This is a genomic window from Leptothoe sp. ISB3NOV94-8A (assembly GCF_043421595.1).
Classification (GTDB): Bacteria; Cyanobacteriota; Cyanobacteriia; order Phormidesmidales; family Phormidesmidaceae; genus Leptothoe; species Leptothoe turfae.
The window spans coordinates 226,592-240,681 of record NZ_JAXSQW010000004.1 but is presented as its reverse complement, the minus strand read 5'-3'; the positions used below and the strand labels follow the sequence as shown (position 1 = coordinate 240,681).

Annotated in this window: 2 protein-coding genes and 1 pseudogene; all 3 read right to left on the bottom strand. The window is 43.2% G+C overall.

Translation table 11 applies throughout. The features are described 5' to 3' along the window. Positions 1 to 42: 42 nt before the first annotated feature. Positions 43 to 5,979: an SDR family NAD(P)-dependent oxidoreductase gene (locus SPB21_RS34555; protein WP_499869577.1), complete on the bottom strand. Its 5,937-nt coding sequence runs from the start codon at positions 5,977 to 5,979 to the stop codon at positions 43 to 45. A 42-nt stretch (positions 5,980 to 6,021) separates the two neighbouring features. Further along, positions 6,022 to 12,678 carry an amino acid adenylation domain-containing protein gene (locus tag SPB21_RS34550; RefSeq protein WP_499869575.1) on the bottom strand — a complete coding sequence of 2,219 codons (6,657 nt, stop codon included), beginning with the start codon at positions 12,676 to 12,678 and terminating at the stop codon, positions 6,022 to 6,024. Beyond that, positions 12,675 to 13,724, bottom strand: a pseudogene (locus SPB21_RS34545) (class I SAM-dependent methyltransferase); the annotation flags it as partial. The gene SPB21_RS34550 and the pseudogene SPB21_RS34545, both read right to left, overlap by 4 nt. Between the last annotated feature and the right edge of the window lie 366 nt (positions 13,725 to 14,090).

Genomic DNA, 14,090 nt, shown 5'->3' with positions numbered 1-14,090 from the left:
TTTTATCCATCAAGAGTTGATTGAAAGGGCAAAATCTAAGTTTTACAGGGCTGATTTGACTTCCTCCTCTGTAAGTGATGCAAGTTCTTCAATGATCATCTTTTCGATTAGTAATTCGAGTTCTGAAATGGAAGGTGCCTCGAATAGCAGACGAAGAGATAAGTCAACTTCAAATACTTCGTTGATTTGGGAAATTAATTTAATCCCAATGAGTGAATCGCCCCCTAGATAAAAGAAATTATCATGAATACCGATAGGCTCAAAGCCTAAAACTGTTTTGAAGATATCAGCCAATTTATGCTCCAGATCGGTTTCTGGAGCAACATAAGCAGTCTTTAGATTGGGTCGCGTATGCTGAGTTAATGTATTTACAGATTGCGCAGCATCTTCCTTTGAAGACTCAGGGTTTCCCCACTTGTTGATCATCTCCTTTAAGTTTCCTGGAGAGATCAATACTTGATTTAAGTTTTCCCAGAGAAGAATGCGTTCCAATGCCTCGATTCCTTCTTGTGGCATCAGACCGAGGTCACCCCAATTTTGAGCTAAAAACTGACGCGAGGCTTCTGCCTCACCTATTTTCCAAAATCCCCAATTTGTTGTTATCCAGGGGATAGAAGACCGTTGATTGTGCCAATGTGTAAATGTATCTACAAAGAACATTGCTGCTGTGTAGTCAATTGTACCTCGGCCGCCCAAAACAGAAGATAAAGAGGACATTAGCAAACAGAAATCTAAATCCTTATCTTGTAAAATTTCGCTTAGCACCCAAGTTCCGTAGACTTTGGGCCGGAAGTTTTGCTCGAATTGATTTTGGTTAATGCCTGCTTCGATGAGAGATAAGCCACCTTCGGAGGTATTGAGACCAGCTACATGAATGACGCCATTGATCGGACCAAATGCTTGTTCAGCCTGGGTTAAAGCGACTTGCATTTGCTGAAGGTTGGCGACATCGGCTTGAATCGATAATACGTTGGCTCCTAATGCTTCTAATGACTGTATCTTATGAATTTTACGGCTGATGATATCATCTTCATCTTCATGGGCTGCCAACCATTCAGCCCATTCTTCCCTGGCTGGTAAGGCTGAGCGACCCGTCAGAATCAACTTGGCTTGCACAGTTTGTGCTAAGTGTTCTGCTATTAGCGACCCAAGATATCCCAGTCCACCGATGATCAAATAAACGCCGTGATGCCTGAAGCGAGTTTGCCCATCCTCAATGCTCTTTAGAGGTGTCTCCTTTAAAATTGGTAGCCAACGGTGACGCTCTCGATAGGCAACTATAGTTTCCATGCTTGGGGTGGTAATCTCTTGCAATAGTTGAGAAACGCGCTCTGCAACTATTGGCTGATTATTTTCTGGTAAGTCAATATCAATGAGGCGACAGCCAATATCCTCATATTCTTGAGGAATAACCTTGATGGCGGCAAGGAGAGGTGCTTGTTCTGGCTGTAGTTTTTCGTCTCCATTAACCAACTGTATCTGGTTAGAGATCACCGTTAGCTGTAAAGGATTAGAGTGATTAGTCTGCTTACCCATGACTTGGGCAATGCACATTAAGCTATAAAGTCCGAAATGCTGCACTGCCTGAAAGTTCTCAATCGCTAACGTTAGCGGCTGTTCAGATGAAGTGATGCTCCAAAGATGTAGAACTTTTGTGGGTGTTAAATTAGCCTGTTGGAGAGCCTGGAATAGAGAGCTGTAGTCGTTTAGCTGATTTGGATTGAGTGTATAGCTGTAATGATGTTTGCCTTCTGCATCTGTAGTCTGCGGACAGTCAAAGTAATCGCCAACCTTAACCATCACAACATCATGGCCTGATTCTTGGAGCGATTGTCCTAACTGAACTCCTAAGCCATAGTCATCCGCAAATACAAGCCAGCATTCTGGATCGACAGCTGATTTTGTCGCGATCGCAGGTCGCAATAATGATGAGCGTGTCCAAGCAGGGATATAAAACCAATCAGCAATATCCGATTTTCTACCCAGTGGATTAAACGTGTTTTGAGCAGTAGTTGTAGACGTTGTCGTAAAAGCATCGGGCGTACTGGATGTGCTAGGTGAGTCTGCTTGGGCAACAAATATTTGTTGCCCAAATACTTCGGTTGCAGAGAATGCCTCCACCTCAACAAATCCATGGCGCTTTAGTGCAGCCTGCCATTGCTCTTTTGACACAAAGGGATTACCCATGTTGCGATCGTTATCGTTCTCATCAACCGGATTCATCAACAGAGCATCAGCAATATCAAAATTAAGCTGAGGTTGAGTAAATTCCCAGATAACAAGGATACCCCCAGGTGCCAACAAAGATCGAACATTCTCAAGGGCTTTCTCTAAATTGCGGGCCACATGGAGAACATTTGAGCCGATGATAACGTCAAAATGATGTAATGAATATCCTTGCTCTTGCGAAGGCTGGTCGATGTCTAGGAAATCATATTCAACAAATGAGTAATCCTTAAACTTCTCTTGTGCTTGAGTCAAGAATAAACGACCAACATCAGTAAATGTATAGCTGGTTTGTTTTGGGGGTAATACTGGTAGTAATTCAGCTGTTGTGATGCCAGCACCACCTCCAACTTCTAGAATTTTAAGCTCTGTTTGAGGCGTCAATGATTTTATCAACTGAGCTAAAATAGCGCGGATAATTGATTTATAATAATAAACCTCTGGAAGCTCTAAGCTATACTCATCTTGGATTTGGTTAACTAATTTTGATAGAATATCCCAGGGTTCTTTTTGTCCTGTGAAGACTGTTGCTAAATTTTCACCGCAGTTTTCGACAAGCTCTACAAAGTTTAGATTCTTTGCCCATTTTGCTTTGACATCAGCCAGATGATTCTGAATGGTGTTCCTTGAGCAAGGAGCAAGATGAGTGAAATAGTTATCCTCCTGCTCTAACTGGCCAGATTCTAATAATATCGCCAGCCAACGCTCTAATAGTTGATGATAACGAGGAATTGTGTGGCTTTGTTCCACTAAATCTGCCATCGTATATCGACTTTTTGCGTCCAGGAAAGTGCCTAATTGTCTAAACGCCATATTGATGTAAGCAACACAGAGCTGATCCAAGGCTTGTTTATTAGCTATGTGGGTGGACTCATCCACAGTAGCTAATCCATTCTTTGCCTGTATTTGACCAGCTTGTACTAGTAATGCCCATCTGTCTGATGCGGACAAGAGTAATTGAGGGGATGCTACTGCTTGAGGTTCAACCCAATATCGCTGGCGTTCAAAAGGATATGTTGGCAAAGGAAGCCGATGGCGACGTTCATTGCTGTAGAAGCTTAACCAATCGATTTCGATGCCTGACAGCCAAAGCTGTCCAAGGTTGTTTAGTAAGAACGCAGTATCGGATTGCCGATCGTATGCATGACGTAATGAAGATAAGATGTCGGTTACTTGATTTTTCTGCGTACCTAAACATTGCAATGCCAAGCTACTTAATGTTTGTCCTGGTCCAACCTCTAATAACACCGAGTGTTGCTGTTGATGTAATACCGTAACGCCATCTGCAAACCGGACGGGTTGACAAAGATGTTGGACCCAATAATTGGGATCGGTTGCTTGTTGGGCAGTAATCCAGTTTCCGGTTAGGTTTGATATATAAGGAATTTGAGGCGTATTGAGCTTAATATTCCTAAATATTTCAGTGAAAGAGGGGACAATTGACTCCATCATATGGGAGTGGAAAGCATGGGATGTTGCTAGCCGACGACAGGCGATACCTTGGCTCATTATTTGCTCTGCCAATGCATCAATGGCTTCGGTTTCACCAGCGACAACGCAGGCTGAAGATCCGTTAATAGCGGATAAAGAAATCTTTTCACTGAGTAGTGGATGAACCTTTTGCTCTGGAAGTGGAACAGCCAGCATTGCTCCGTTCGGCAAATCTTGAATCAACCGGGCTCGTTTCGCTACTAAGGTCAGAGCGTCTTCTAAGGACAAAACGCCAGATAAACAAGCAGCAACATATTCACCAATGCTATATCCCATCATCGCCGTAGGATTGATGCCCCATGATTGCCATAGGGCTGACAACGCATATTCAATGACAAAAACTGCCGGCTGGGTAAGATAGGTTTGATTTAAAGTCTGGGTAGCTTCATCAGGTTTCTCTTCCCCTCGCCCCAGCATCTGACGGAGATTAATACCAGACTGAGATGATGATACGTTTACCGGTGGTTCAGGATCTTTAGATGTATCCATCTCTTGATTTCGATTGGGATAGATCACATCTCTCAAGTCAAGTTGAAGGAGAGGCTTGAGGTAGTCACAACAGCGATCAATTTGTTCCCGAAAAGCTTCTTCAGATTGATATAAATCCCATCCCATATTGATGTATTGGGATCCTAAGCCTGTAAACATGAAGGCAATAGTGGCCTCATCAGCCTGGTTGTTATCTGAGATGCTGCTGTATATCCGTTGAGGATTTTGAAATGCACTGAGCGCATCTTCAACATCATGACAAAGCACCATGCGGCGGTAATCAAAGACTCGACGCCCCATTTGAAGTGTGTAGGCAGCATCGGCTAAATTCACATCAGGGTTCTGTTTTAGGAAGTCGGTGAAATTGGCCGTCATCGTCTCCAGGGCAGAACTGGTCTTGGCAGACAGCATAACTAATTGCCATGGACGAGATGAGCTAGACTTTTCCATCAATGGCGCTTCTTCTAACACCACATGGGCATTGGTGCCGCCAATACCAAATGAATTTACACCTGCCCGTCGAGGTGTGTTATTGGTTTCCCATTCTGAAAGCTGAGCATTAACCTTAAAGTTGCTGTTCGTAAAGTCAATCTGTGGATTAGGCTGCTTAAAATGTAAGCTGGGGGGAATTAATTTATGTTTGAGTGCCAAGGCTGTTTTGATTAACCCTGCCGCCCCTGCAGCAACATCCAAATGCCCTACATTTGTTTTGACGGAGCCAATCGCACAAGGCTGATTGTCTTTAGAACATCCAGCAAAGGCTTGAGTCAAAGCAGCAATCTCAATTGAATCACCTAAATGCGTTCCACTACCATGGGCTTCTACATAGGTGATTGTTTCAGGGGCAGCTTGGGCAATGGCCTGTGCTTCTCTGATGACATTTGCTTGGCCATCGACACCCGGTGCTGTAAAACCGACTTTTAGCGAGCCATCATTATTGACTGCAGACCCCTTAATAACAGCATGAATATAGTCACCATCGGCAAGGGCATCCTCTAAGCGCTTAAGGAGAACTAAACCGACGCCATTGCCACCGATAGCACCCTTTGCTTCAGCATCAAAAGCACGACAATGGCCATCCGGTGATAGGACAAGACCTTCCTGATAAAGATAGCCTGTTATCTGAGGAACACGAACCGTAACTCCCCCAGCTAATGCCATATCACACTCACCATTGAGCAAGCTTTGACATGCTAAATGGGCTGCCACTAGCGAGGTCGAACAGGCTGTTTGAACATTAACGCTTGGACCTTTTAGATTTAAGTGATAGGAGGTACGGGTGGGTAAAAAGTCTTTATTGCCACTTATCATTAATTGAAAGATGCTAGCAGAGTCTGAGGTATCAACAGTGGGATACAGATTATTTAGCAAATAGGTGTTGGTGCTAGATCCAGCGTAGATACCAATGGCACCTGAATAGTTCTCAGAACTATAGCCAGCATTCTCTAACGTTGCCCAGGCCTGTTCCAAAAAGAGACGATGTTGCGGATCCATCCTTTCTGCTTCTCTGGCACTGGTGTCAAAGAAAAAAGCATCAAACCATTCAACATCTGACAAAATGCTATTAGCTTTAACATAATTTGGATGATTGACCAGCTTTGCATCCACTCCAGCGTCTATTAATTCTTGAGTATCAAATCGAGAAATAGATTCTATGCCATGGCACAAGTTATGCCAGAATGCTTCAATATTAGGTGCGCCTGGAAATCGACAGGACATGCCGATAATAGCAATTTCGGAACCATGAAAGTTTGATGACTGGACTGGATTCATTGAATAACCTCCTTTGGAAATAAATAGCTAATCTGCCCTCACTTACTTTTGAGTTGTTCTATACTGTTTTCTCAGTTGCCGGGTTTGTGAGATCGCAGATCGACGCCCTTGACGAGCGATAATTCGATCTTGTGCTTGCTGCCCAGAAGTGATGGCATGATGCGATTGGCTAATGTAATTTGCCAGTAACTTAATAGTCGGATATTGAAATAAATCCACGACTTTAAGATTCTGATTTAAATCCTTATTAAGGAGAATTTGCATCTTTACCAGAAGCAAAGAATGTCCCCCTAAATGGAAGAAATTAGCATTTGTACTAATATCTTCCAACTGTAAAACCTCTTGCCAAATCGAGGTAATCTTACGTTCAATTGATGTTTTAGGTGCTGTATAAGGTGCGTCTGAAGTCGCTTGCTTATCCGGTTGAGGCAAAGCTAAACGATTTATTTTACCATTGGGTGTTAACGGGAGATCCTCCAACATGACAAATGCCGACGGTACCATGTAGTCTGGCAGTTGGCTTCTAAGAAACTGTTGTAGTTCGTTGATAATGGTTGTGCCAGACGTTGAGAGGTCTTTAGCCGCAACAACATAACAGACCAACCGTTTGTTGTCGCTCGAATCTCCTTGAGCAACGACAACTGTTTCCTGAACAGCGACATGGGTAAGTAGCGTTGCTTCAATTTCCCCTAGCTCGACTCGGAAACCGCGTAGTTTGACCTGATGATCGTTGCGCCCTAGGTATTCAAGAGTTCCATCTGGCAAGAACTGTACTAAATCGCCTGTCTTATAGAGCCTACCTGCCTGTGGGTGAGAGATAAATTTTTCAGCTGTCAGTTCGGGGCGGTTCAAATATCCCTGTGAAACTCCTATCCCTGCGATATGCAGTTCACCAGGTACACCAATGGGCACTGGCTGTCCTAAGGAATCTAACACCAATACTTGTGTGTTCGCAATCGGCCGACCAATTGCAACTGTGTGACTGGACAACTGTGAAGCATCTATCTTATGAGCCGTAGCATAAACAGTGATTTCCGTTGGACCATATAAGTTCCAGACACCGGTTGCCCTATCTAATAGTTGATTCGCTAAATTACGAGATAAAGCTTCGCCACCACAAAGAATCTTAAGCTGGACGTGATGACCTTGCCATCCAGCAGCCAGGAGCAAACGCCAAGTTGCTGGTGTTGCTTGCATCAAGGTCGCGTTAGAAGTTGTAAGACATTGCTTCAACTGCTGAGCATCCATGGCAACCTGACGACTGGCAATAACAACACAGGCACCTGTTATCAGGGGTGAGAAGAGTTCCACAACAGACATATCAAAAGATATAGAGGTTACACTCAGCAGGATATCTGTAGGGATAATCTGGAACTCGTGCTGCATTGCCACCAGTAAATTGACCACATTTTGATGGGTGATTTTTACACCTTTAGGTTTTCCTGTGGAGCCCGATGTGTAAATTACATAGGCTAAATGATCAGAATGCTTGGGTTTCGTTTCACTGTAGGGAGTTGTTTGCCTAATTAGATCCCACTCCGTATCTAGACAAAGTACATGGGCAGGATGATCCAGCAATTGTAATTGTCCGATGAGATGTTGCTGAGTTAGTAGGATTGAAACCTGGGAGTCTAATACAATCGATGAGAGTCGCTCCTGGGGATAACTGGGATCGAGCGGTAAGTAGGCTGCACCAGCTTTGAGGATACCTAGCATTCCTACCAACATATCTAGAGAGCGTTCCAGATACACCCCAATTAGCATATCGGGTTTAACACCTAAAGTTTGCAAATAGTCCGCCAGATAATTTGCTCTCTGATTTAATTCACTATAGGTCAGTTTCTGACCATCAAATACAGCTGCAATTGAGTCAGGGGATTGCTCAACTTGAGCTTCAAATAGCTCATGAATACATGAATTACGAGGAAAGTCTATTTTAGTATTATTCCAATTAAGAAACTGTTGCTTTTCAACAGAAGTTAATGGCGATAGCTCACTAATAGGTTGAGAAGGTGCCGCTACAATGCTTTCCAACAGTACTTCAAAATGCCCAATCAGACGTTCTATCCTATCTATCTCAAAAATGTCTGTATTGTATTCTAACCTGCCCATCAAACCTGATTCGGTCTCAACCATATTAAGACTCAGGTCAAACTTTGAAGTATTGGTATCAATGGGTGAAATATCAATGGACAGGTCAGCCGCGTTAAAATTCAATTCCAGCGTATCTTCAAAGGAAAACATTATCTGGAATAATGGAGAATGTCCTAGATTTCGTTCTAACTTTAGTTCCTCTAGTAATTTTTCAAAGGGCAAATTCTGATGAGTATAGGCCTCTAAAGAAACCTTTCGTACTCGCTCCAATAAATCTTGAAAGCTAGGATCTCCAGATAAATCAGTTCGCAATACTAACGTATTTACAAAACACCCGATTAACGGTTCAATCTCAATTCGATTCCGGTGGGCAACGGGAACTCCCACCAGAATATCCGTCATGCTAGTGTAGCGATAAAGTAAGACTTTAAATGCTGCTAACAGCATCATAAAGAGAGTCACTTCAAACTGTTGACTGAGTATTCTAAGTGCTTTAACAAGCTTCTTAGGTAGTGTGAATAGTTGCGCGTTACCTGAAAATGTCTGAACTGAGGGTCGTGGCTTATCCGTGGGTAATGCTAGTAGAGTTGGCGCATCAGCGAGTTGTCGTTTCCAATAAGCTAATTCAGATTTCCAAAAAGCTTCCTGTGAGTACTGCTTTTGCCAAAGTGCAAAATCTACGTACTGAATTGGTAGCTCTGGTAATGATGAAGGCCAACCTGTGGAGAAAGCGTTATAAAGTGCCAACAGTTCACGCATCAATATATTGCTTGACCAACCATCTGCAATACTATGATGCATGGTTAGTACCATCAGATGGTCGGCTGTGCTCAATCGCAGAAGTTTAAAGCGAAAGAGTTGATCAACATTTAAGTCAAACGGTTGACAGGCTGTTTCTGTTGCTAAATGCTGTATCTTGGTCTCTTGTTCAATATTAGAGAACTTACTCAAATCCACGAGTGGTAGTTCAAAGTTTGAAAAGGGAGCAACAACTGCATAGGTTTTCTCATCCTTGTCAAGAAATCGAGTCCGTAAAATGTCGTGACGCCTGAGGATTTCAGTCAGACTTTGTTCTAAAACATCGACGTTGAGTATTCCCTGTAAACGTATTGATGTAGCGATGTTATAGAAGGGATTATTGGGCTGCAACTTTTGTAGAAATACTAATCTAATCTGAGCAAACGATAACGGTAGCTGATCGCTGTAGGGACTCTTCTGAATAGGGGGTAAATTATAGTGGGGCGTCATTTGCAGTGCTGCTTTAGCGGCAACTGCAAGTTCGGCAATCGTTGGTGTATCAAATAAATTGCTAAGAGATAATTCGATTCCCAATGTGGTTTCAATTCGAGCGATAATTTGAGTCGCTATTAGGGAATGTCCACCGAGTTCAAAGAAATTATCATGGATACTAATTTCCCCAATTCCTAAAACCTGAGCCCAGATCCTGACAATGGATTCTTCGATTTCATCACGAGGAGCAACAACCGATTGCCCTAGGTTATGGTGAATGGCATCAGGAGTGGGCAAAGCCCGACGGTCAATTTTGCCATTCGGTGTCAAGGGCATGGATTCTAAAGATATAAAAATCGATGGAATCATATAGCTGGGCAAAGTTTTTCTCAGCCACTGCTTCAGTTCAGAGGAATTGGGTATAGCAACACCTTGATAGACAAGATAGGCAACAAGTTGCTGATTGCTAGATTCATCGTCCCTAAGAATAACGACAGCCTGCTCCGTAGCAGGATGCGTTGTCAAAGCTGCTTCAATTTCTCCTAGCTCGATTCTAAAACCACGAATCTTTACCTGATGATCAATGCGCCCTAAAAATTCAAGATCGCCATCCGGTCGATATCGAACCAGATCTCCTGTCTTATAAAGATAAGCAGAATTAGACTCTGTTAAGTGAGCTATAGATTTTCCTGAAATAAAAGATTTCTCAGTTAAATCAGGCCGATTTAAATAACCTTTAGCAAGATTAGTGCCACCGATATAGAGTTCCCCAGGAATACCAATGGGAACCGGTTGCATCTGGCTGTCAAGAACATGGGTTTGTACATTATTAATGGCTTTTCCAATGGAGGGAGCCCAATGCTGTTCTAACTTAGCAGTCACTATGCCAGATGTTGTCACAACCGTATTCTCAGTTGGACCATAGTTGTTTATGACTGTAAAAGGTATGTTCTCAGATGGATATTGTTTTAATTTATCTCCTCCAGTTAACATAACGCGTAATGCTGTCTGAGTGGGCCAGTCTAAAGAAAGTAGGGCTTCTGCCAAGGGCGTGACAACAGCTGTCACTGTAATTGAATTTTCTAGGAGCCAGCTTTGTAAATTTCTAGGAGAGCGGAGGATGTCTGGCTCTACCAAATAGAGCGTTGCCCCAGCTGTTAGGCAGGGATAAACCTCTAAAACACAGGGATCAAAAGCAAGCCCAAAAATCTGTGTGACATGATCGCAAGTGGATATCTTAAAGGTAGAGTGATGCCAGAATACAAGGTTGAGCAGCCCTTTATGTGGTATGAGAACTCCTTTGGGTTGCCCGGTTGATCCGGATGTATAGATAATATAAGCCAGGTTTTCGGCAGTGACTTTGCTATCTGGATTAGCGTTACTTGCTTGGTCAAAAGCCTGAACAACAGCATCTAAACAAAGGATCCGTTCCTGGAAGAATGACAGGCTAGGCAATAATGTTTGCTGCGTTAGTAAGATGCTGACTTGGGCATCAGACAGCATAAATCTTAAGCGCTCTTGGGGATACTCTGGATCAAGGGGGACATAAGCCCCGCCGGCTTTGAGAACTGCCAAAAAACCAATCACTAACTCAGGCGATCGCTCAAGACAAATACCGACCAAGCTATTGGAGCCTACACCTAATGTTTGTAAGTAATGAGCCAACTGGTTTGAACGTTGGTTTAACTCACGGTAGGTGATTTGCTGATTCCTAAAGACAATTGCGATCTCATCCGGTGTCTTTTCTACTTGCTCTTCAAATAACTCATGGATACAACGCTCATAGGAAATATTAGTAAACGTATTATTATTCCACTTTACCAATTGCTGTCTTTCAGCGTTCGTTAATAAAGGTAAGTTGGAAAGACACTGATCTGGATTGGCCACAATTGCTGTTAGTAAGGTTTGAAAATGGCCGATCAAGCGCCTAATTGTGGCATCGTCAAATAGCTCTGTATTATATTCAAACCTACCAATTAAACCACCCGTAGTTTCTTGCATCGATAAGCTCAAATCGAACTTAGCAATGGCGACTGGAGTTTCCCATCGACTAAGGGTAAGCCCCCCTGATTCTATCTGCTCGATTCCTAAACTCTCTAAAACAAATACAGCTTGGAATAACGGTGTATAAGACCGATCCCGCTGCGGTTGAAGTTTTTCTACTAACGTGTGAAAGGGAAGATCTTTATGTTCTTGGGCTTCAAAGACAATCTGCTGTACATGCTTGAGAAAGTCTCGAAATGAAGAGTTCCCTGATGGTTGAGTACGGATAACAACAGTATTCACACAGTAACCGACCAGTGATTCCAGGCTACGATTATCACGATTTGAGATGGTTGTACCAACGCACAGATCAGTCTGATGTGTATAACGGTGCAGCAACACCTGGAATGCTGTAAGAAGCAATGTGAAGAGAGTTACCCCATGCTGCTGACTCAATTGCTTGAGGGATCTCGTCAAATCCGCTCCAAGCGTTAACGTAGTTGCCTTTCCACGATTAGTTTGAATAACCTGTCGCGGACGATCCGTCGGTAGCTGTAAAAGGGGAGGAGCACCATTAAGCTGCTGTAACCAATAATTCAAGTGCTTTTCTAGAACCGTTTCAAGCTGTTGCTGTTGCCAATAGGCAAAGTCGGCATACTGAACAGAGAGTGCTGGTAGGGGTGAAGGGTTACCGACAAGAAATGCTTCGTAGAGAGTACCTAACTCTTGGATGATGACGCCACTGGACCAACCATCTGCAATCAGATGGTGCATGATAAAGATCAAAACATGGGATTTATTTTCCAGGCGGAAAAGCGAAATACGGAAAAGTTGCTCCTGTGCCAGATTAAATGGACGCTGAACTTCGGCAATGGTAAATTGCTCAATTTCTGCCCGTCGATCGACCTCTGCAAGATGTGAAATATCTACCTGAGATAACTGGAAATCATTGAGCGCTTGAATAACCTGAACTGGTTTTCCATTTCTACTTACAAAGTTTGTGCGCAGAATTGCATGACGAGCGATAACTTCCTGTAGAGAGCGCTCTAAAACATGAACGTCAAGCTGCCCCTCCAACGCCACTGCAAAGGTTTGGTTGTAGGTCGCTAGATTATTGTCCAACTGTTCGATAAACCAGAGCCCTTGTTGATTAGGAGCTAATGGTAAAACACTATCAGACGGAGCCGGTGAAATAGTGTTCACTTTGGCAGCAGCAGCCGTCATCGTTTGAGACAGAAACGAGATGATTTCGGATTTATGCTGTGCCAGTTTGTCGCGCAAAGCAGGTGTAAGGACATCATGAGGCGCATTGCAGCACAAGCTATCGCCCTCTAACCAGAGTCTAATATCCTTTTCACTCAATTCGAGCAGAAATTCCTGTATCGAACTCATAATTTGATTTCCATCCGTTGAGATGATGCAACATCAATAGGGGCTTGTAATTTTTGAGTGATTTGCTGAAATTTTTCAATAGAGTCTGCTAAAGCTGCAAGCGTAGGCGTTTCTAGCAAACGTTGTACAGACAAATTGATTTTCAATTTCTCACGCAGTCGAGAGAGAACCTGAGTCGCTTGTAAAGAGTCGCCTCCTAGGGCAAAAAAGTTATCTTGGGACCCAATTCTCTCAATTTGTAAAATTTCTTGCCAAACACTGGCAACTAACTGTTCCATATCATTTTGAGGCACTACATACGTGGCCTTTGCTTGGGAATGAAGCCCCTTCAATGTGCTCAGCGATAGGCGATCTACCTTGCCATTCGCGGTCAAGGGTAATGCATCTAGGAGAACAAATTGATGCGGCACCATATATTCTGGCAGTTTTTTGTTAAGGAAATTCTGTAGCCTTTCGGGTTTAAACTGCTTCACTGAGGATGGGCCTTGGGCAACCAGGACATCAAAGCCAATATCATCGGCAACTGAATCGGGACGATTTAGGAAGGTACTGTTTTCAAATCCAAGATGACATAAAACGCTCTGCCATTGTTCTTTAGAAGGAACGGGATGCTCTGGCCGTAAACTATTATCTTCAAAGCGTTCAAAGCCTTGCTGTAGACCCATATTCAAATCAAACGCAGGATGAAATCTTGTTTTCTCAATAGCTAAAAGCAATCCATTGGGAGCTAACAAAGCACGAATATGCCGCAACGACTCTTCAATTGATCGGGTGTTATGCAAAACTGTTGCAGCAATGATGATGTCAAACGAGTGGGGGGCATAGCCTTGCTGGTAAGGATCTTTTTCAAGATCAAATCGATTGTACTCAATGAAGGAGTAGTCGGCAAAACATTCTTGAGCTCTCTGTAGAAAGAAGTTAGAAATATCGGTGAAGACATAAGTTGTGCGCTCAGGCGAAAATAATGGCAACAGGTGAATTGCTGTTGTTCCGTAGCCAGCGCCAACTTCTAAAACTCGTAATGGTCGATCTGGTTCTAAAGTGTTAAGGTAAGCACTCATAACAGCTTTAGAAATCGCATTACAATCGGCAAACATTAACTGATATATCGTCTGAGTGTTATCAGATGTGTAAATCTCTGCCGAGTGAATTTTTTCAGTGATAATGTCTGCTAATTCTTCTAAGGGAGTTTTTGGCATGAGGGCAATCCAGTTTTGCATGAATTCGTCACTGCAAGATAAGCTGGATTGAATCTCTGCTGTTAAAGGTTGGAAGACCGTTGCTGGCAGATCTGCAATGCTTTTGAAGTGCTGGCCCTGTTGCTCTAACAATCCTGCTTTAATCAGTGTCTTGAGACCGCGAAGTAACCACTTGCGATAGCGAGGCGCAATTTGACATTGCACTATGATTTC

Coding starts and splice junctions, on each gene's coding strand:
- SPB21_RS34555 (WP_499869577.1), bottom strand. CDS start 5,979: ATGAATCCAGTCCAGTCATCAAACTTTCATGGTTCCGAAATTGCTATT.
- SPB21_RS34550 (WP_499869575.1), bottom strand. CDS start 12,678: ATGAGTTCGATACAGGAATTTCTGCTCGAATTGAGTGAAAAGGATATT.